The 20,292-nt window shown below is 73.8% G+C and carries 16 protein-coding genes and 1 tRNA gene; 6 read left to right on the top strand and 11 right to left on the bottom strand.

Features of this window, described 5'->3' with window-relative positions; genetic code table 11:
• Position 1: 1 nt before the first annotated feature.
• On the top strand, positions 2-907 hold the full coding sequence (gene nadC, locus RM540_RS13515; RefSeq protein ID WP_311664989.1) for a carboxylating nicotinate-nucleotide diphosphorylase: 906 nt from the start codon (positions 2-4) through the stop codon (positions 905-907).
• Between the two features lie 52 nt (positions 908-959).
• Here the strand turns inward: nadC and RM540_RS13510 are convergent, their stop codons facing one another.
• Complete coding sequence (locus tag RM540_RS13510) at positions 960-1,412, bottom strand: septal ring lytic transglycosylase RlpA family protein (RefSeq protein ID WP_311664987.1); 453 nt, start codon at positions 1,410-1,412, stop codon at positions 960-962.
• A gap of 218 nt (positions 1,413-1,630) precedes the next feature.
• On the opposite strand from RM540_RS13510, the gene plsY reads away from it, so the two are divergent.
• A complete protein-coding gene (gene plsY, locus RM540_RS13505) occupies positions 1,631-2,302 on the top strand; it encodes a glycerol-3-phosphate 1-O-acyltransferase PlsY (protein ID WP_311664985.1) in 672 nt (223 codons plus the stop codon).
• Between the two features lie 60 nt (positions 2,303-2,362).
• On the opposite strand, the gene RM540_RS13500 is transcribed toward plsY, so the two are convergent.
• From RM540_RS13500 to rsmI, 3 genes are read right to left on the bottom strand one after another with little or no spacing between them, the layout of a single operon-like run.
• The gene (locus tag RM540_RS13500) at positions 2,363-2,803 is read right to left on the bottom strand and encodes a TlpA family protein disulfide reductase (protein ID WP_311664983.1); all 441 of its coding nucleotides are present in this window, start codon (positions 2,801-2,803) and stop codon (positions 2,363-2,365) included.
• Positions 2,796-3,386: a TlpA family protein disulfide reductase gene (locus RM540_RS13495; RefSeq protein ID WP_311664980.1), complete on the bottom strand. Its 591-nt coding sequence runs from the start codon at positions 3,384-3,386 to the stop codon at positions 2,796-2,798. Before RM540_RS13495 ends, RM540_RS13500 begins: the two co-directional genes overlap by 8 nt.
• A 10-nt stretch (positions 3,387-3,396) precedes the next feature.
• Entirely contained in the window at positions 3,397-4,071 is a 675-nt protein-coding gene (rsmI, locus tag RM540_RS13490; RefSeq protein WP_311664978.1) for a 16S rRNA (cytidine(1402)-2'-O)-methyltransferase, read from the bottom strand.
• 319 nt (positions 4,072-4,390) lie between these two features.
• On the opposite strand from rsmI, the gene RM540_RS13485 reads away from it, so the two are divergent.
• Entirely contained in the window at positions 4,391-5,356 is a 966-nt protein-coding gene (locus tag RM540_RS13485) for a DnaJ C-terminal domain-containing protein (protein WP_311664976.1), read from the top strand.
• Positions 5,357-5,443: 87 nt separating this feature from the next.
• Here the strand turns inward: RM540_RS13485 and RM540_RS13480 are convergent.
• The 5 genes from RM540_RS13480 to RM540_RS13460 all read right to left on the bottom strand — a co-directional run bounded on the left by RM540_RS13480 (position 5,444) and on the right by RM540_RS13460 (position 9,771).
• Positions 5,444-5,517, bottom strand: a tRNA-Val gene (locus tag RM540_RS13480).
• A gap of 222 nt (positions 5,518-5,739) precedes the next feature.
• On the bottom strand, positions 5,740-6,315 hold the full coding sequence (locus RM540_RS13475) for an RNA polymerase sigma factor (RefSeq protein ID WP_349256329.1): 576 nt from the start codon (positions 6,313-6,315) through the stop codon (positions 5,740-5,742).
• Positions 6,316-6,561: 246 nt separating this feature from the next.
• The gene (gene holA, locus RM540_RS13470; RefSeq protein WP_311664972.1) at positions 6,562-7,596 is read right to left on the bottom strand and encodes a DNA polymerase III subunit delta; all 1,035 of its coding nucleotides are present in this window, start codon (positions 7,594-7,596) and stop codon (positions 6,562-6,564) included.
• A 240-nt stretch (positions 7,597-7,836) separates the two neighbouring features.
• Complete coding sequence (locus RM540_RS13465; protein WP_311664970.1) at positions 7,837-8,889, bottom strand: DEAD/DEAH box helicase family protein; 1,053 nt, start codon at positions 8,887-8,889, stop codon at positions 7,837-7,839.
• A gap of 138 nt (positions 8,890-9,027) precedes the next feature.
• Complete coding sequence (locus RM540_RS13460) at positions 9,028-9,771, bottom strand: hypothetical protein (RefSeq protein WP_311664968.1); 744 nt, start codon at positions 9,769-9,771, stop codon at positions 9,028-9,030.
• A gap of 330 nt (positions 9,772-10,101) precedes the next feature.
• On the opposite strand from RM540_RS13460, the gene RM540_RS13455 reads away from it, so the two are divergent.
• Positions 10,102-13,404 (top strand): hypothetical protein, encoded by a 3,303-nt coding sequence (locus RM540_RS13455; RefSeq protein WP_311664966.1) that lies wholly within the window; start codon positions 10,102-10,104, stop codon positions 13,402-13,404.
• A gap of 390 nt (positions 13,405-13,794) precedes the next feature.
• On the opposite strand, the gene RM540_RS13450 is transcribed toward RM540_RS13455, so the two are convergent.
• Positions 13,795-14,286 (bottom strand): YciE/YciF ferroxidase family protein, encoded by a 492-nt coding sequence (locus RM540_RS13450; protein WP_311664964.1) that lies wholly within the window; start codon positions 14,284-14,286, stop codon positions 13,795-13,797.
• 162 nt (positions 14,287-14,448) lie between these two features.
• On the opposite strand from RM540_RS13450, the gene RM540_RS13445 reads away from it, so the two are divergent.
• Positions 14,449-15,267, top strand: coding sequence for an aldo/keto reductase (locus RM540_RS13445; protein WP_311664961.1), 819 nt, complete (start codon positions 14,449-14,451; stop codon positions 15,265-15,267).
• A gap of 221 nt (positions 15,268-15,488) precedes the next feature.
• On the opposite strand, the gene RM540_RS13440 is transcribed toward RM540_RS13445, so the two are convergent.
• Complete coding sequence (locus tag RM540_RS13440; protein ID WP_311664960.1) at positions 15,489-16,022, bottom strand: DUF2911 domain-containing protein; 534 nt, start codon at positions 16,020-16,022, stop codon at positions 15,489-15,491.
• 113 nt (positions 16,023-16,135) lie between these two features.
• Between RM540_RS13440 and RM540_RS13435 the strand changes: the two genes are divergently transcribed.
• The gene (locus RM540_RS13435) at positions 16,136-20,218 is read left to right on the top strand and encodes a response regulator (RefSeq protein WP_311664958.1); all 4,083 of its coding nucleotides are present in this window, start codon (positions 16,136-16,138) and stop codon (positions 20,216-20,218) included.
• Positions 20,219-20,292 lie beyond the last annotated feature (74 nt).

Below are 20,292 nucleotides of genomic sequence, written 5' to 3'. Positions count from 1 at the left end.
CATGCTCCCGCTCCCCCCCGACGTCGCCCGCGACCTCCCCGCCCTCCTCGACCGCGCGCTCGCCGAAGACGTGGGCGACGGCGACGTGACGACCGAGGCGACGATCCCCGCGGGCACGCGCGCGACGGCCCGGTTCCTCCTCAAAGAAGACGGCGTCGTGGCCGGCCTCGCCGTCGCCGAGCGCGTGTTCGAGGCCGTCGACCCCGACCTCGCCGTCGCGTGGACGGCGGCCGACGGTGACCCTCTGGAGGCGGGCACCGTGTTCGGCGAGGTAACGGGCCGCGCGCGGTCGATCCTCGTCGCCGAGCGGCTGGCCCTCAACCTCATGCAGCGGATGGGCGGGGTGGCGACGGCGGCCGCCCGCTTTGCCGAGGCGGCCCGCCCCGCGACGGTCCTCGACACGCGGAAGACGGCGCCCGGCCTGCGGGCGCTCGACAAGTGGGCCGTTCGCTTAGGGGGCGCGGCCAACCACCGGACCGGGCTCTACGACATGGTCCTGGTCAAAGACAACCACGTGGCGGCGGCGGGCGGGGTGCGGGCGGCCGCCGAGGCCGTCGACCGGCACCTCCGCGAGACCGGCCGCGACGTGCCGGTCGAGATCGAGGCCCGGACCCTCGACGAGGTCGACGCCGTGCTCGCCGCCCACGCCGACGGCCTCCGCGTCGACCGCGTGCTGCTCGACAACTTTGCCCGCCCCGCCCCCGAGGGCGGCGTCGATACGGCGCCGCTCGCGGCGGCCGTCGAGCGCGTGGGCGGCCGGATCCAGACCGAGGCGTCCGGGAACGTGACGCTCGACACGGTCGGGGCCGTCGCCCGGACCGGCGTCGACTTCGTCTCGACCGGCGCCCTCACGCACTCGGTCCGCGCCCTCGACGTGTCGCTCAAGGTGGTGCTCGACGGCGCCTAGACCGCCCCGCCCGGGCGCCCTGCGGCGAGGGCGGGGTGGCCGCCCCGCCCGCCTACAGGTGGCGGACCTTTGGGGCCGGCGGCGCCTGCCGGCTCGGCAGCGCGTCCGGGTCGACGACCTCGTAGCGGACGCGGAGCGTGCCCCGCTGGCGCATGCGGAGCCGGTCGGCGGCGGCGCCCGAGAGGTCGAGCACGCGGCCGCCCGTGAACGGCCCACGGTCGTTGACGCGCACGAGCACGGCCTTCCCCGTCCGGGGGGCGGTCACGCGGAGGAGCGTCCCGAAGGGGAGCGTCCGGTGGGCCGCCGTCAGCGCCGTCCGGTTGTAGCGCTCGCCGTTGGCCGTGCGCCGGCCGTGGAGCGAGGCGGCGTAGTAGCTGGCCACGCCCCTTTTCGCCTGGGACCGCTGGGCTTCGGCGCGCGCTCCGCCCGGAGCAATGGGTCCAGACGACTGGGCGAGGGCGGGGGCCGCGGCGAAGAGAACGGCCAGCAGGAGGAGACGGATCACACGCAGAGTGGGGGACGAAACAGCCGAAGGACCAGAGGGTCCGGGTGCGGGCGCAAGGATAGCGGCGGCGGGCGGGGCGGCGCCTCCACGGCCCCGGTCTCGTCGTCTCTTGGGCCTCCCTTAACTCGGCCTTGGGCCGCCCGCCACCGGCCCTCCACATCGGGAGCCCCCTTCACGAGCCTCTATCTTGAGCGCCGCCCGCCCTTCACACCTGCCCTGTGACCTCGCTCGTCCTCGTCGTCGCCATCAGCTATTTACTCGGGGCCATCCCGTTCAGCCTCGTCGTCGGGCGGGCGCTCGGCGTCGACCTCCGACAGCACGGGAGCGGGAACGCCGGGGCCACGAACGCGCTCCGCGTGCTAGGTAAGGGGCCGGGCCTCCTCGTGTTCCTCCTCGACTTCGGCAAGGGGCTCGCCGCCGTCGCCCTCGTCGCGCGCTTGGCCGACCTCGACGCCGTCGTCGGAGCGGGGTGGCTGGGCTCCCGCCCCGCCCTCGCCGCGGCCTGGGTGGCGACGATCGCGGGGACGGCCGCCATGCTGGGCCACGTGTTCACGGTCTGGGGCCGCCTCTTTTTCGGGTCGTGGAAGGGCGGCAAGGGCGTGGCGACAGGCGCCGGCATGCTGACCGGCCTCGCGCCGGTCGCCGTCGGGCTGGCGGCCGTCGTGTTCGCCGTCGTGATGGCGCTCACGCGCTACGTCTCGCTGGGCTCGATCCTCGCCGCTGTGTCGCTCCCGCTCTCGCTCCTCGCGCTCCACTTCGGGCTGGGCATCGAGAGCCCGCCGCCGGTCTGGATCTTCGCGACCGTCGTGCCGGCGTTCATCGTGTGGACGCACCGGGCCAACGTGCGGCGGCTCCTGAACGGGACGGAGTCGAAGATGGGCGCCAAGTAGACCGCCCCGCCCACGGTCCTGCACCGCCTCGCTCCACGTTGCTGCGCTCGGGCGGGGTGGCTACCAGCTCCGCCCCGCGCCGTCGATGGCGGCCGCGAGCGCGTCGGCCGAGACCTCGCCGTAGTTGAACGCCGTCGCGAGGAGGCCGCCGCGGTTGAACACCCACGTCGTCGGGATCCACGTGACCGGCAGGCCCAAGAGCGTCAGCCGGCGCTCGGGCGGGGCGGGCTTGGGGCCGGGCACGGCGAGCACCGCCCCGCCCCGCCCCCCGACCTCGACGTCATACTCGCGGAGGACGTCGGCGCCGTCGTCGCCGTCGGACCACACGGCGACGTGCGTGACCGACGCCGCGCGGCCGGGAACGACGCCGGCCCAGACGGGCGCCAGCTCGTTTAGTGAGTTGTCGCACCACGGCGCCCACACGTGGACGACGTGGACGCCTTCGCTCTGGATCGTCTCACGGAGCGCGGCGTCGGCGGCCGTCGTGGAATCGTCAGTCATGGGTCCAGTCGGCTTGGGCGTGTTCGATGGCGTCCTCCAGCATGTCGGCCGAGACCTCGCCGTAGTTGAACGCTGTCGCCAGCTGCCCGCCGCGGTTGAAGATCCAGGTCGAGGGCGTCCACGAGAGCGGGAGGCCGAGGAACGTGCGGCGGCGCGCGTCGGGGTTGGCGCTCGGGCCGCGGTCCGGCTGGGCGAGGATCGTGGCCGAGTCGGGGATGCCGTAGCGGCGGAGTTCGTCGGCCCCGTCGCGTCCGTCGTTCCAGATGGTCACGAACGTGAACGTGACGTCGGGGTGCTCCTCGATGACCTCGTACCACCCGGTCTCGAACTCGGTCTGCGAGTTGCCGCACCACGGCGCCCAAAAGTGGACGACGTGGACGCCGTCGCGCTCGATCGTCCGCTGCACGACCTCCTCGGTCACCGTCCGGTCTGCGGGCGGGGTGGTCAGGTCGTCGGCGGTGATGCGCTCGGGGTAGTCCTCGGGGCGGATCGGCGAGGTCGTCGCGTGGCCCGGCGGCACCTGCGCAGCGGCCGCTCCGGCGGCGAGTCCGGCGACGAGGGCGAGCGAGAGAAAGCGGGTCATAACGTGGGGCTCAGGGCGCGGGGGCTCCTCCGACTACGACAACGATCTCGCCCCGCACCTTCGCCTGCGCGCCGTAGTGCGCGCCCAACTCGGCCAGCGTCCCGCGGCGGACCTCCTCGTGGATCTTCGAGATCTCGCGGGCGACGGCGGCGGGGCGGTCCGCCCCGCATACCTCGGCGAGCTGGCCCAGGAGCTTCACGAGCCGGTGCGGGCTCTCGTAGAGGACGACCGTCCGCGGCTCGTCGGCGAGCGCCTTCAGCCGCGTCTGGCGGCCCTTTTTGTGGGGAAGGAAGCCCTCGAACGCGAAGCGGTCCGTCGGGAGGCCGCTCGCGACGAGGGCCGGCACGAACGCCGTCGGCCCGGGCAGCGCCTCGACGCGCACGCCGGCCTCGGCGGCGGCGCGGACGAGGAGGAAGCCCGGGTCGGACACGCCCGGCGTCCCGGCGTCGCTCACGAGCGCCACGACCGCCCCGCCCCGCATCCGCTCCACGACGGCGGGCGCGCGGGCGTGCTCGTTGTGGACGTGGAAGCTCTGGCGCGGCGTGTCGATCCCGTACTCCTGGAAAAGGCGCCCGGTCGTCCGCGTGTCCTCGCAGAGCACGAGGTCGGCCTCGCGGAGCACGCGGAGCGCCCGGAGCGTGACGTCTTCGAGGTTGCCGACGGGCGTGGGGACGAGGACGAGCACGGGCGGGGCGGGGATCGGTACGGAGTACAGGGTACGGGGTACGCTGCCTGAAAGCCTCTGGGGCCGTACCCCGTACCGACCCGAAGGGTGCTCTAGATAGGCGCCTCTCCCGCTCCGCGTTCCGCCCCGCCCTCGCGTCGCGGCCGACCGCCCCGCCCCGCTCTGTTCCGCCCGCGGGGGCGGGGCGGCCGCACTGGGTCCGCCCCGCCCCGGGTGCTCGATTCGGGAACGGACCGGGACGCTGAGCGGGGCGGCGCTGGAACAGGGGGAGCCTCCTCCCGCGTTCGACCTCCGCCCCCTTCGACCTGCCCCCGACCCGTTGCCCGCTCCCGATTACTACGCCGTCCTCGGCGTCGACGAAGACGCCTCCGCCAAAGAGGTCAAAAAGGCCTACCGCAAGCTGGCCCAGCAGTACCACCCCGACCGGAACGCGGGCGACGCGGCGGCTGAGGAGCGGTTCAAGGAGGTCCAGGAGGCCTACGACACGCTGGGCGACGAGGCCAAGCGGAAGACGTACGACCGCGCCCGCCGCGACCCGTACGGCGGCCGCTTCGAGGGCAACCCGTTCGAGGGGTTCGCCGGGGCGCCGGGCGGCGACGGCCGCTACTACCGAACGCCCGACGGCACCTACGTCCGCGTCGACGCGACGGGTGCCGGGCCGGGCTCGTTCGGGGGCAGCCAGGACGACTTCGTGTTTAGCGGCGGGGGCGGACTGGGCGGCATCTTCGACCAGTTTTTCGGCGGCGGAGGCGGCGGCGAGCCGCAGTACCGCGGCGGCCGCGACGTCAACGCCTCGCTGCGCCTGAGCTTCGGCGAGGCGCTCGCCGGCGGCCCCCGAGAGTTCCGCACGCCGACCGGCGACACGGTCCGCATCACGGTCCCGAAGGGGGTCCGCGACGGGTTCAAGATCAAGCTGTCCGGGCGGGGCGAGGCGGCGCCGGGCGGGCGGGGCGAGCCGGGCGACCTGTTCGTCACGTTCCAGGTGGCGCCGAGCGCCCGGTTCAGCCGCGACGGCGACGACCTCACGACGTCGGTCTCGGTCACGGCCGTCGAGGCGCTGCTCGGGACCACGCGCGAGGTCGAGACGGCGACGGGCAAGACGGTCCGCCTGACGATCAAGCCGGGGACGCAGCCGGGCGCGCGGCTTCGCGTGCGCGGCCAGGGCGTGGCCTCGGACCGCGGCACGGGTGACCTCTACGTCGAGGTCGGCGTGACCGTGCCGACGCTGTCGCCGGAGGCCATCGACGGGCTCCGGGCGTGGGCCGAGACCGAGGGGCTGGCCTAGCGGCCGCCCCGCTCGCGCGGCCTTCTGGGGTGGGGCGGCTCCCTCGCCGCACGTCCACCGCCCCGCCCTCGTCGTCGCTGGGCGGGGTGGGTCCTGATGGATTTGAACCATCGACCTCTCGCGTGTGAGGCGAGCGCTCTAAACCCCTGAGCTAAGGACCCGCGCGCCGGAACCGCTCCGGCGGGACGGCAAAGGTAGCCCGCCCCGCCCCGCCCCGGCAAGGGCGCCCGGTGCGAAGACGGCGCGGACCTCGGCACCACCCCGCCCCGCCCGACGACGCGGGCGGGGCGGATAAAAAAAGCGCGGCCCCCGTCGTGGGAGCCGCGCTCGGTTGGGGCGGGGCGGTCCGGGCTCGTCACCCGTCACCCACGACTCCTCACTCTCTAGTCCTCCTCCGGCGTGTAGACCTCCTTCAGGATGCCCTGGAGCTTGGTCCGGCCGCGGTTGATCCGGCTCTTGACCGTGCCCATCGGGAGGCCCGTGATGTCGGCGATCTCCTCGTAGGCCAGCTGCTGCACGTCGCGGAGCACGACGACCTCGCGGAACTCCTCCGGGATCTGGGCGAGCGCGTCCTGGATGTAGCGGTCCTGGATGGTCCCCTCGGCGTGCTTGTCCGGGAGGAACGTCTCATCGGGGATCTCGACCTCGTACTCCTCGTCGTCGCGGTTGACCGACTGGAGGCTGTAGAGCCGGCGGCGCTTCCGCTTGCGGTACTCGCTGCGCGCGAGGTTGCCGGCGATCGTGTAGAGCCACGTCGAGAACTTGGCAATTCGGCGGTAGCTGTGCCGGTTGCGGTAGACGCGGAGGAACGTCTCCTGAAGCAGGTCCTCGCACTCCTTGAGGTCGCCCAGGAACCGATAGATGTAGTTCGTCAGCGGGTCGTGGTAGCGGCTGACGAGGATGTCGAACGCCTCCACGGTGCCCATCTGGAACTGGGACATCAGGTCCTCGTCGTTCATCTGCGACAGGACGCCGTGGTTCTTCGAGGCCGGCGTGACGGTGCGGGCGGCGGCCTTGGCGAACGTTTGCTTCTTCAGTGTGGGCATGTAGGGCCGGGAGGTGATGGTGGATGTCCCGCTCCTGAGGGGGCGGGGCGGCCGGATTGTCAGCACGGGAACAAAACGCAAGGATAGTGCCCCCGGACGTTGTTCCAACGATGAACGCCCGAGTTGGGGAATTCCCCACCCCGCCCGCTGGGTCCGCCCTCACCGCGACGGAGCCGACACGCGGCGGAGCGCGAGCGTGAGGATGAGGCGCTCGTCGCGGTGGGAGGCCCCTTTCAGCTCCAGGTCGGCCGCCAGGAGCGCCTCGAAGGCGCGGCGGAGCGCGTCCGGCCCGAAGCGGCGGGCGGCCTGGGCGTAGTCGCGGACGTAGAACGGGGGCACGCCGATCTGTCCGGCCCACTGCGGCTCGGGCACGTTTGCGGCGAGACACCCTGTCAGCTTCCACAGTTTGGTCACGTAGGACGCGAGGAGCCCGACGATCTTGAGGGCCTCGCCGCGCCGGTTGCCGGCCTGCGCGAGCAGGGCGTCGGCGATGGCGAGTGCGCGCGGCGTGTCGCCAGCGGCGAGGGCGTTCTGGAGCTCGAACGGGTTCTGCTCGGCGCTGTGGCCGGCAGCGCGGAGCACGTCGTCGCGCTCGACGCGCCGGCGGTCGCCGACGAACGTGACCAGCTTGTCGACCTCGGCGGCGAGCGAGCGGAGGTCGGGGCCGGACAGCTCGGCCAGCATCTGGGCCGCGCCCGCCTCGGTCTCGACGCGGTGCGCGCGGAACCGCTCCTCGACCCACGAGGGCACCTGGCGGTCTTTGAGCGGGGCGAACTCGGCCCACACCGCCTCCGCCTTGAGCGCCCGGTACGGGTGCGCCGACGTGTTCGGTTTGGCGTGGCACAGGAGGACCACGACGGCGTGCGGGTTCGGGGCCTCGGCGTAGCCCTTGAACAGCCTGTTCTCGTCCAGCTTCTCGAACCCGCGGACGACCACGAGCCGCCGCTCGGCCATCATCGGGTACTGAGCGCACTGCGCGAGCACGGCCGGCGCACTGGCCTCCGGCCCGAACACGACGTCCAGGTTGAAGTCGCGCTCGTGCGGGGCGAGCGCGTGCTCGACGGCGAGCCGCTGGAGCTCGTCCATGAACCACCCCTCCTCGCCGTAGAAAAAGTAGAGCGGGGCAAACTGGCCGTGCCGGAAGCCGGTGGCGAGGTCGTCGAAGGAGGCGCCGGTCTTGCGGGCTTTCGCCATAGGGGCGGGGTGGGAGTCGGGGGCCGCGCGTCACGGCCCGGCGGGTGCGGGCGGGGTGGAAGATCGCTCGGGCCGCCCCGCCCTGGCGACCGCCCCGCCCGCGTCGTGGGCGGGGCGGACCGGCGGCGCTACGTCGGCACGCCTGCGTCGGGGTGACGCCGTCGCATGCCACGACGCTGCGGGATAGCTTCCCACCCCACCCCACCCCACCCCACCCCGCCCGCGTGCTGGGCGGGGTGGTCAGGCGGCCTTCTTCCGCGAGCGCTTCGACACGGTCACCTCTGGTTCAGCCGTCGTGGCGTTGGCTACGCCGTCCCCGCTGGGGGTGTCGTCCTGCGGCGCGTAGCGGGCGCGCATCCGATCGAGGAGGTCGGCCGTCTGGTCGGGGGCGAGCTCGCCCAGGGCCTGGACGCCGCAGTAGTGGCGGGCGGCGAGCAGCACCTGCTCGCGGGCGAGCCCGAGCGCCTCGGCCTCGGCGAGCAGGTCGTCGACGGTCGGGCCGGCCGGGGCGGGGAGGCCGGGCTCGGGGAGCTCGGGGAGCACGTCGGCCACGCTCGCGGGGAGCGGGGCGGGCGACGGCCCGGCGCCCATCCGCCCCAGGAGGTCGGCGAACGTCGGCCCCTCGACCTCCAGGCCGACCGGGAAGTCGGGGGCGTTCGACTTCACGACCGTCGCCACGCGGCGCGTCTCGAACCCGTCCTGGCGGAGGTTGAGCTCGAGCATGACGTCGACGAAGTACTCCAGCCCCGACGTGGTCATGGGCAGCACGCGGCCCATCTCGTTCTCCTCGCGCTGCTCCTTCCCGCGCGCCCCGATCTGGTCCGTGATGACGACGCACGCGCCGGAGTCGACGCAGAGGCGGCGGAGGACCTCCTGGAGCACGACCTGATCGGCCTCGAGCTCCTCGGCCGACGGCCGCGCGGTCGGGTCGCCGGTCCGCTCGCGGGCGGCCTGGACGGTCGCCCGGTGCTTCCGGCCGAAGTACATGGCCCACGAGTCCAGCGCGTAGCACCCGTAGCCCTGCTCCTCGCGGCCCTCGCCGAGCGCCCAGTCGATAAACGGGAGCAGCTCGTCGGGGTGCTCGACCTCGATGGCGTCGAAGACCGAGCCGTCGGCGCCCGGCAGCAGGCGGGCCTTCCGCTCGGTGTCGAAGTAGCACAGCCGGCCGAGGCCGGCGTCGGCGAGCGACGCGGCGAACCAGCTTTTGCCGGCGCCGGCCGCGCCGCGCACGGCGACGACGAGGCGGCGCTGCTGCGGCCGGCGGCTGAGGGGGTGGACGCGGAGGCTGGGCATAACGGACGAACGGTGGTGTGGATGGAGCGTAGGGCGGGGCGGTGTCAGCGACGTGTCACAGGTGGCCGGTGCGGATCGATACGAGGCGCCACCCCGCCCTAGCCGTGGGGCGGGGTGGGTCTCTCTCCTGCCCACCTGTCACCCCGCCTTGCGGAGCGGGGCGGGCTCGACGCGCCGCAGCGGGCGCTCGGCGTACGGCCCCCACACGCTCTCGAACCGGCGGTCGAGGCGGCGGACCAGGACGTGCGGGGCCTGACCGTTGGCGACGTGCCACAGGTGGCGCTCGGGGGCCTCGTCCGCCCCGCCCAGCGCGTAGGGCACGAGCACACTGGGCTGCTCCGGGCGGACGGTGAGGGCGCGGGCCTCGGGGCTCGCGAGCGTCTTGAGGTTGATCCGGCCGCGCTCGGAGAACACGTCGGCGTCCCACTGCGAGGCCAGGTAGAGCACGTCGGCCATGTGGCCGAGGAGGTCCGAGCCGCGGAGCCGGTACACCGTGTCGACGGCGCCGTGGGCCAGGAGCGTGGCGTCGCGGCGGAGGCGGCGCTCGTGGTCGCGGAGCGAGCGGCCCGAGTCGGTCTCGAAGGCCACGCGGCGAACCGCGCCCTCCGCCCCGCCCTCGACAGGCACCTCGACGACGAGGTCGAGCGTGAAAAAGGCCGGCCCGTGGCCCGCCCCCGGCGGAACCTCGACCTCGACTTCGGAGCGGAGCACGGCGTCGTCGCGGAGGTACTTCACGAGGTGCCATGCGAGCTCGTCCTGGACGGCGCCCGGGTACGGCGGCTCGTAGTGCGGACCGGCCGCGAGTGCGGAGGCCCAATCGGGGGAAGACTGCGCGCCGGCGGGCCGCACGCGGGCGGGGCGGGAGTGGAGGGGACGGAGCATGACGGGAGCGGTTGGGGAAGGGGCGCGCTGGGTCGACTCACAGGGGCGGGGCGGAGCCTCGCGCGCGCGTGTACATAGGGTAGGCATCCCCGGTGACACCTGATTGTCACAGCGCGATACGGTTGTTTGCCCGCTCTCGCACGCCTCCTCCCCGGTCCGTCTGCCGCCCCGCCCGCGCGTCCTGGCCGGCAGCCCCCGACCGCCCCGCCCAGGCGCGGACGGGCGGGGCGGCGCGTTGTGGGCGGGGCGGACGGCCCCGCCGCCCGCTGCGGCCGCCCTACCTTCGCCCCGCCGACTCGCGGTCATTCGCTCCCCCCGGACGCCCCGCCCATGCTGACAGTCCCGCCCGCGGGGTCCCGCCTCGTCGCCGGCCTCGTGGCCTTGCTGGTCGCCCTCGTGGCCGGCCCCGCCGCCGCCCAGGTCGGGTTCGGCGCGTTCAACGGCCGCAACCACCCTGAGATCGACTGGCGGGTCGCGACGACCGAGCACTTCGAGATCGTCTACCCCGCCCGCCTCGCCGGCATCGAAGTCGACGCGGCCGCCGTGGCCGAAGAGTCGCTGGCCGCGCTCACGCAGAACCTCAGCCCGGACTCGGTCGCCCTCGACTTCGACGAGCCCATCCGGCTCTACCTCACCGACGAGGACGAGATCGCCAACGGCGTGGCCTACAACGTCGGGCGGAGCGGGTTCACGGCCATCTGGGTCCACGTCAACGACTTCGCGACCGTCTGGACCGGCGACGTCAAGTGGCTCCGCAAGGTGATCGCCCACGAGCTCGCCCACATCGTCCACTACCGGGCCGTGCGGTCGAACCTGGGCCTGCTCGGCATCTTTTTCGGCGACCCGCTCCCCAGCTTCTGGGCCGAGGGCTTGGCCCAGTACGAGACCGAGCGGTGGGACGCCCAGCGCGGCGACCGCTGGCTGCGCACGGCCGTCTTCGAGGACCGCCTGAACTACAGCGACGGGACGAGCCCGAGCGCCGGCCGCCTCCGCTACGCGGTCGGCAACTCCCAGGTCCGCTACCTCGCCCAGACCTACGGCGACTCGACGATCGCCAAGATCCTGGCCCACCGGACGCCCGTGGCCCTGGGGCTCGCGCGCGTCCACGACTTTCGGACCGCCTTCCGGGCCGTCGTGGGCAAGAGCTACGGCGCGTTCAACGAGGAGTGGCGGAAGCACGTCAACGTGTACTACAACACGCAGGCGGGGCAGATGGAGCGGCTGGACTCGCTGAGCACGGAGCCGTACGGGCTGCCGGGGCAGGTGGCCTACGACGTCCGCTTCAGCCCCGACACGAGCATGGTGGCGGCCGTCGTGCTGCCCAGCCTGGCGCGGCCGGTCCGCCGGCTCATCGTGCTCGACCACGGCCGCCCCGCCCGCGACGGCTCGGCCGGCGACGGCCCGCAGCGCGACCGCCCCGCCCCGCCCGACTCGGCGGACGCGGAGGGCGGGGCGGGGCGGGACTCGACGGCGGGCGGGGCGGGGCGGCCGTCGAACCTCCGCATCCTGGCCGAGGGTGCCATCTCTGGGCCGATCTCGTGGAGCCCCGACGGCGCGCGCATCGCGTTCTCGCGGAACCGCCGCGGCGCCTACGGTTCGCTCGTCGACGACCTGTACGTCGTCGAGGTCGCGTCGGGCGACGTGCAGCGGCTGACGACGGACCGCCGCGCGTCGTCGCCGTCGTTCGCGCCCGACGGCCGGCGCCTCGCCTTCGTCGGCGTCCGCGGCGGGACGGCTAACGTCTACGCGCTCGACCTGGCGACGGGCGCCGAGCGGCCGCTGACGGCGTTCACGGGCGACGTCCAGATCACAACGGCCCGGTGGAGCCCGGACGGCCGCCGCGTGGCCTTCGCGCTCTTCGACGCCGACGGCCGCCGCGACCTCGCCACGGTCGACCTGGCCACGGGACGCGTGGAGCGGCTGCCGACGGGCGCCACCACCCCGCCCTGGGAGCGCGACGACCGGCTGCCCGTGTGGAGCCCGGACGGCGACGCCCTCGCCTTCACGTCGCTCCGCGACCGGGCGCCGAACGTGTTTGTGGGAGGGATACGGGATGCGGAGGGATCGGGGATGGACGACCTCGCAGACCGCCCCGCTCCGGTGCCAGACCGGGCGGCTCCCGCCCCGCCCGGGCGGGGCGGGGCGGGCGGGACGCTCGTCCCTCCGTCCCTCCATCCCCCATCCCTCCCCGAGCGCAGCGAGGAGCGTGTCACCTTCCTCTACGACGGCGCGACGGTCCACGACTGGCTGCCGCCGGACAGCCTGCACCCGGCGGGGCGGCTCGTGCTCGTCGCGTCGGAGTCGGCCCGGCGCGACCGCGTGTTCCTGGTCGACGCCGCGCGGCGGCCGACGGTGGCGTCCGACTCGGTCGTCGTGCCGCCGGCCTACGCGGCGTGGACCGAGCACCGGCCGCCGGTCGAGGTGCCCGACCGGATCGCCCCGGACCCCGGCCTCGTCCGCGGGCGGGGCGGGTACAACTCGTGGGCGAACCTCACGCACGCGCTCACGCTCGTGCTCCCCTACGGCGACCCCGGCGAGGACGGCGACCTGTTCACGAGCGACGACGACTTCGGCTTCTTCGCCAACACGCTCCTCCTGGAGCCGCTGGGCAAGCACCAGGTCGCCGCGCTCGCCGGCATCTCGGTCACGCGGCCCATCGACAAGTCGTTCCTCCTGCTCGCGTACCAGAACCGGCAGCTCGCGCCGACGCTCTCGCTCAACCTGTACCGCTTCCCGTCGCCGTCGTCGTTCTACGGGTCGAGCGTGCTCGTCGAGGACCTGACGGGCGGGGACGTGGGCGCCGAGTGGACGCTCGACCTGATCGACCGGCCCTACGTGACCACGCTCGGCGGCGGCCGCGTGCGCTACGCCTACGCCGAGCCCATCGACTTCGGCCGGTTCGGCGACCTCGAAACGACGGGCCTGGGCGTGCCCGAGGCGGGGACCCGGTTCGACGTCCAGGTCGGGGCCGCCTACAAGTTCCAGCGGCCGTATCGGTGGAACGTGATCACGCCCATCGACGGGACCGGCCTGCGCGCGCGGCTGACGGCCGGCCTCCCCGCCCTCGGCGGCCGCGCGTTCCTCCGCCCCGACGTGCTGGGCTACTGGGTGTCGCCGTCGCCCGGCGTCGGGCGGTTCTTCGTGAAGGGCCGGGCCACGGCCGTCGTGGGCAGCCAGCTGGCGCAGGACTACGTGGGCCTGTCGCGGTTCGACGACGTCGACGTGCAGATCCCGCTGCTCGGCGCCGTCACGCTCGACGACGCCGAGCGCGTGCGCGGCTACCGGAGCTACGCGGTCGGCACGCGGGCGCTGTTCGGGTCGGTCGAGTACCGGGCGCCCATCCTGTTCGACCTGAGCACGACGCTCCTCGGGCTCGTCCGCCTCGGGCCGGTGGCCCCGGCCCTCTTCGCCGACGGCGGCCTCGTGTGGTCGGGGAGCGACTTTGGGGGCGGGGTGAAGCGGCTGGGCGTTGGCGCCGAGATCAAGAACGTGGTCTCGGTGGCCGGCTTCGAGATCCTCCACGCCGTCGGCCTCGCCCTCCCGGCGGGGCGGCTGGACGACGTCTGGGACGGCTCGATCGCGTTCGACGACGTCGACCTGTACTACCGCATCCAGGCGGCGATTCCGTTTTAGGAGGGATGGGGGATGCGCGCTCCGCGCGCTTGAGATGGAGGGATGGGGGCGGGGTGGCGGCCGGCCAGACCACCCCGCCCGGCTCGGGCGGTGCGCCTCTCGAATGGGTGCGGGGTACCGGGTACGAGGTACGGTCCCCGGCTCCTTTGTCGAGTAGCCACTGCCGGGCGGGGTGGTCCGCGGAGGCTCCCTTTTTGGCGCCGCGCAGCGTCGGTACGGGCGGGGCGGCGCATATAGCCTTCAGGGCGAACAGCAGAGACCGCCCCGCCCGACGCCGAGGGCGGGGCGGCTCCCCGAACGCAGCGCGCCCCACGTCGCGAGGACGCGGGGCGCAGACTACGGGCGGGGCGGGTGGCGTACCTCGTACCCGGTACCCGCCCGAAGGACGCTCTATGCCGCCTTCTGGTTGAGAACGCTCTCAGCCAACTGCGACAGCCGCTCGTCCGCCTCCTCTTCCTCCCCGAGCGAGTCGCCGAGCAGGTCGGACGCCTCCTGGTGGCCGAGGCGTTCGGCGAAGGTCGCGAGGCTCCCGTAGCGCGTGATCTCGTAGTGGTCGATGGCCTGGGCCGAGAACACGATGGCCGCGTCGCGCGTGGCGTCGTCGCTCACCTCGTCCATGAGGTGGCGGGCCTCCTTGAGGATGCCGTCCATGGCCTCGCAGGTGACGCCCTCAGCCTTCTCGCCGAGCATGTCGAACACCTTCTCGAGCCGCTTGAGGTGCTCGTCCGAGTGCGATCCGTGCTCCTTGAGCTGCTTTTTGAGGTCGTCGTTGGAGGCCTTGCCGGCCATGTCCGAGAGCGCCTTTTTCGACTGCTTCTCGGCGTAGTACATGTCCTTGAGGCCGTGGAGGAGGAGGCCGCGGAGGTCGATGATCTGTGCCATGATAGGTTGGGGTTGGAGAGGGGTTTGGGGATACCGGCGCCGACCCGCGCCGTTCCGTCTCCGCCGGCGTCGGGAGGCGCCCCACCCCGCCCCCGGGGCGCCCGCCGCGAACCGCGGGCGGGGCGGCCGCGTGCTCTGGTCCCTCTCCCACCCCGCCCCCTTATGACCCACTACGATGTCCACGGCGTGTCCATCCCCGCCCTCGGGTTCGGCACCTGGCAGATCACCGGCGACGCGGCCCGCGAGGCCGTCGAGCACGCGCTCGCGCTGGGCTACCGCCACATCGACACGGCCCAGATCTACGGCAACGAGGCCGAGGTCGGCGCGGCGCTCGCCGCCTCGTCGGTCCCCCGCGACGACGTGTTCCTGACCACCAAGGTGTGGACCGACCAGATGGGGGCGGGGCGGCTCGGGCCGTCGGTCGACGAGAGCCTGGAGAAGCTGGGGACCGACCACGTCGACCTCCTCCTGCTCCACTGGCCCAACGACAGCGTCCCGCTTGACCAGATGCTCCGCGACCTCGACACCGTGCGCGAGGCAGGGAAGGCGCGGCTCGTCGGCGTCTCGAACTACCCGGCTGGCCTCCTCCGTCGCGCGCTGGACGTCGTGCCGGAGCTCGCGACCGACCAGGTTGAGTACCACCCGTTCCTGGACCAGAGCGCGCTGCTCGACGTGGTCCGCGACCGGGGCATGGTGCTCACGGCGTACAGCCCGCTGGCGCAGGGCGAGGCCGTCAGCGACGAGACGCTCCGCGAGATCGGCGAGGCCCACGGGGCGACGGCGGCGCAGGTCGCGCTCGCGTGGCTCCTGGATCAGGATCGCGTGGTCGCGATCCCCAAGGCGTCGTCGGCGTCGCACCGCGAGGGCAACCTGGGCGCCCTCGACGTCTCGCTCACCGACGACGACCGGGCGCGGATCGCCGCGCTCCCCAAGGACCACCGCCTAGCGAACCCCGACTTCGCGCCCGACTGGGACGCCTAGGCCGGCAAACTAGTGAGGCAGTAGATCGGTGGGCGGGTCCCCGTTGCGGACCTGTTGCGCCGCGCGCGCTCAGGACCCAACGCCTCCATTCCCAGAGAAGGGCAGGGCGGGGTGGACGAGGCCGCCCCGCCCGCACGTCCGCCGCAACGCAGACCGCCCCGCCCTCGTCGCGTGCGAGGGCGGGGCGGAACGCGCCGGAAGGCGCTGGGGCGGGGCGGGCGCTACTCGGCGGCGATGCGGACCGGGACGCCGACGGTGTCCCAGTGGAGGAGCATCGTCGTCGCGTCCTCGGTCGTGTCGTCGAAGCGGACCTCGAACTGCTCCTGCATCGGGGCCTCGGCGGACTCGACCTGGACGCGGAGCGCGTCCTCGGCCTCGTCGTAGTCGAAGGCGCCCCACTGCGCGGGCGTCCGGTTGAAGATGATCGTCCAGGCGTCCTCGCCGGGGACCGTGAACAGGGCGTAGGTGCCGGCCGGGAGCCGCTCGCCCTCGACCATCACGTCGTCGGAGGCCGTGAACGTCGCGGCCTCGTTCGCGCCGGTCCGCCAGACCTCGCCGTAGGGGACGAGCTCGCCGAAGACCGCGCGGCCGCGGGCGCTCGGGCGGCCGTAGGTGACCTCCACGTCGGTGGTCCCGACGGTCTGGCCGGCGACGGCGTTGGGGCTCGACCGGGGCTCGTCGGTGCTCCGCTCCTGGGCGGCGGCGGGGACAGCGAGCGCCACACAGAGGGCGAGGGCGGGGAGAAGCGTGCGCATGGGGGGGCGGGGCGGTGTGCGACCCGGTACGCCGGCGCCGGCGCCGGGGTCCTCAGCGGCCGCTTAACCCCTTCGCCTGGGGGCCGATACCGCTCTGAGTCCTCCCCCGCGGCATGCCCCACATCGGCCTCCGTCTCCTTGTCCTGGCCGTGCTCGCCGCCGGGCTCGCCCGCCCGGCTGCCGCGCAGCGCCGGCACGTCACGTCGTACAGCGTGGCCGAGGGGCTCCCCCAGGCTACCGTCTACGACCTCGCGCAGGACCAGCACGGCCGGATGTGGTTTGCGACCGACGGCGGCGTCGCCCGGTTCGACGGGCGCCAGTTCGAGTCGTTCACGGTGACGGACGGGCTGCCGACAAACCACGTCCGCTCGCTCGCCCTCGACGTGCGAGGCGACCTCTGGCTCGCTCTGGGCGAAGAAGGCGTCGTGCGGTTCGACGGACGCCAATTCGAGCGGGTCCCGTTCCGCGGCGGCCTACGCCCTCACGCCCACGTCGTCCGCGTCATCGGCGGCGCGGTGTGGGCCGGGACCGAAGACGGCGTGTACCGCCGCGACGGCCGCGGCCCGCTCGTGCCGGTCCGCCCCGCCCCCGACTCGTCGCTCGGGCGCACGACGGCGATCTCGGCGGGCGACGACGGCGCCGTCTGGTTTGCGACTGACACCGGAGTCGTCCGCTACCAGCGCGGCGTGCTCGACCGCCCCGCCCCGCTCGATCAGCCGGTCTCGGACGTCCTGGAGGTGGACGGGTCGCTGTGGGTGGCCGCTGGAGGCAAGGGAGCGATTGCGTTCGACTCCACGTTCGGCGTCGAAGCCCAGTACCCGGTCGAACCCCGGGGGCTCCTGGGCGGGGCGGAAAGCCTCGGCCTCGACGCCGACGGCGCCGTGTGGGTGGGGACCGCGAACGGACCGTGCCGGCTTGGGCCACCGGGCCGGCCGCCCGACTGCTTGACGCCCGAAGCCGGCGTGGACGACGCCAGCGTGCATCGCCTGCAGACGGACTACGAGGGCGGCCTCTGGATCGGCACGCACGGGAGCGGGGCGTTCCGCTACGCCGGCCACCACGCCGGGCGAGACCGCTTCCTGACCTACACGACCGACCACGGCCTGACCACCAACTCCATCTGGGCCACAGGCACCGCCCGCGACGGCGTCCTCGTGGGACACAACCGCGGCCTGAACCGGATCGGACAGAACGGGACGGAGGAGCTGAGCCTATCCAGCGGCGCCCCCATTCAACTCGTCACGCAGATCGTGGCGGACGTCACAGACGGCTTGTGGATCGGGTCGGGAAGCGGGCTGCTCCGCTACCGCGACGGCGTCGTGACCCGGACGCCCGGCGTCCCGAGCGACGCCTACGTGATCACGGTCCTCCAGCGGAAGAACGGGGAGGTGTGGGCTGGGGCCGACACCTACGGGCTCTTCGTCGTACGAGGCGACGACGCCGAGGTCCTGGAGCTGGATACGATCGATCCGGCGAGCGACCGCATCGTCTCGCTCGCTGAGGGTCCCGATGGGTCCGTCTGGATCGCCTCCACCCGAGACGTCATCGCTGTCGCGCCCGACGGCTCCACCCGGGCGTTTGGCGCGGCCGACGGGGTCCCCATCGGGCACAAGTTCCTGAGCGTGGCCCGAGACGGCACCGTCTGGATCGGGACCGTCGCCAGCGACCTCATCCGCATCCGGCCCGACGGGACGGTCCGGCGCGACCGGCTGCCCGGGCGGCTCGCCGGCGCCGCCATCTACCTCATCCACGTCGACCGGGCGGGGCGGCTGTGGGTGGGCACCAACCGGGGGCTCGCCCGCGTCGACCGCCCCACGTCCGACGCCGACCTCGGCTACCGCTTCTACGGAGCCGCCGAGGGGTTCACTCCGCTCGAGCTCAATGCCAACACGTTCTCCGAGGACGACGAGGGCCGCGTGTGGTTCGGGACCGTCGCCGGCGCCGTCCGCTACGACCCCGCCGCCGACGTCGCCGCGACCACCCCGCCCCGCGCGTTCGTCTCCGGCCTCGCCCTGTTTCGGGGCGCCGGCGACTGGGCGCCCTACGCGGGCGGGGCGGGGGGCGACGGGCTGCCGGTCGGGCTCCGGCTCCCGCACGACCAGAACCACGTGACCCTCCAGTTCGGGGCCGTCTCGTACGACGACCCCGAGGGCGTCCGCTACCAGTTCCGGCTGGACGGGTTCGACGCCGGCTGGAGCCCGCCCACCGCCGAGCACACGGCGACCTACGCCAACCTCCCCCCCGGCTCCTACGCGTTCTCGGTCCGCGCCGTGACGTCGGACGGGCGGGCGAGCGCGCCGACCGCCCCGCTCGCGTTCGCCGTCCTCGCGCCGTGGTGGCAGCACCCGGCGGCACGGGCCGGCGGCCTGCTCCTCGTGCTCGGCGGGCTCGTGCTCGGCGCCCGCGCCAACTCGCGGCGCCACCAGCGCCGGCGGGCCACGCTCGAGGCGGCCGTCGAGGAGCGGACGGCGGCGCTGGAGGAGCAGAAGCGCGTGCTCGAGGCGACCAACGACGACCTCGACTGCGCCCGCGAGGAGGCCTTGTGCGCCGCCCGCGCGAAGGCCGAGTTCCTGGCGACCATGAGCCACGAGATCCGCACGCCCATGAACGGCGTGATTGGGATGACGGGGCTCCTCCTCGACACCGACCTCGACGAGGTCCAGCGCGACTACCTCGAAACGGTTCGCGTCTCGGGCGACGCGCTCCTCGCCATCATCAACGATGTCCTCGACTTCTCGAAGATCGAGGCGGGCGGGGTGGTCCTGGAGCGGCACCCGTTCTCGGTCCGCGAGGCGGTCGAGGACGCGCTCGACCTTGTCGCCACGCGCGCGAGCGAGTCGGGCGTCGACCTGGCGTACCTGCTCGACACGTCGGTGCCGGACATGGTCGAGGGCGACGCGACCCGGTTCCGGCAGGTCCTCCTCAACTTCCTCTCGAACGCCGCCAAGTTCACGCACGAGGGGAGCATCACGGTGGCCGTGACGGCGGCGGCGGCCGAGGACGGCGACATCGAGCTCCGCGTGGGCGTCCGCGACACGGGCATCGGGATCCCGCCCGAGGTCCAGGACCGGCTGTTCAGCGCCTTTACGCAGGCCGAGAGCTCGACGACGCGGAAGTACGGGGGGAGCGGGCTGGGCCTGGCCATCTCGAAGCGGCTGGCCGAGCTCATGGGCGGGGCGGTGGGCCTCGAGAGCGTGCCCGGCGAGGGCTCGACGTTCTCGTTCTCCGTCCGCGTCGGGCCATCGGACGCCCCGCCCCCGGTCGCGGCGACCGAGGCGCTCGACGGGCGCCGCGTGCTCGTCGTCGACGACAACGCGACGAACCGGCAGATGGCCGAGCTCCAGCTGGCCGGGACCGGGGCCGCCGTCGTGCTCGCCGACGGCGGGGCGGCGGCGCTCGCGGCCGTCGACCGCGCGCGGGCCGAGGGCCGCGCGTTCGACGCCGTCGTGCTCGACATGCACATGCCCGAGATGGACGGCGTCGCGGTCGCCCACGCCCTCCGCGAGGCCTACGCCCCGGCCGCCCCGCCCCCGCTCGTCATGCTCAGCTCGCTGGGCGACGCGGCCGACGACAGCGGCCTGTTCGCCGTGTGGCTCACGAAGCCGGCGCGGCAGGCCCAGATCCACCGCGCGATCACCCGCGCGATCGAGGCGGCCACGCCGACCGAGGTACGCGCCCGCCCCGCCCCGCCCCCCGCGGCCGCCGCCCCGCCCCCGCTCCCCGCCGCCCCGCTCCGCATCCTGCTGGCCGAGGACAACGTGGTCAACCAGAAGGTGGCCCTCCGCCTGCTCGACCGCCTGGGCTACACGGCCGACGTCGCCTCGAACGGCGCCGAGGCCGTCGCCGCGGCCGAGGCGGTGGACTACGACGTGGTGCTCATGGACGTCCAGATGCCCGAGGTCGATGGGCTCACGGCCACGTGCGAGATCCGCCAGCGGCTCCCGCCCGAGCGCCAGCCGTACATCGTCGCCATGACGGCCAACGCGCTCGCCGGCGACCGCGAGACGGCGCTCGCCGCCGGCATGGACGCCTACCTCTCGAAGCCGGTCCGCCGCGAGGCCCTCGCCGAGACGCTCGCCGGCGTGGCCGAGACGCTCGCGGAGGGCGGGGCGGCCGACGAGTCGTCCGGCGACGGCGCGCTCCTCGTCCGCGGCCCGCTCGCCACCCCGCCCCGCCCCGCCTCGGCGGACGCGTAGGGTACGGGGTACACGGTACGGGGTACGCGGGCGGGGCGGCTCGCCCAGAACGGTTTCCCGTACCTCGTACCCTG

Source organism: Rubrivirga litoralis (assembly GCF_031846415.1).
In the GTDB taxonomy this organism is placed as follows: domain Bacteria; phylum Bacteroidota; class Rhodothermia; order Rhodothermales; family Rubricoccaceae; genus Rubrivirga; species Rubrivirga litoralis.
Note: the sequence above shows the minus strand (reverse complement) of the source record. Positions and strands in the feature narration are given on the sequence as shown.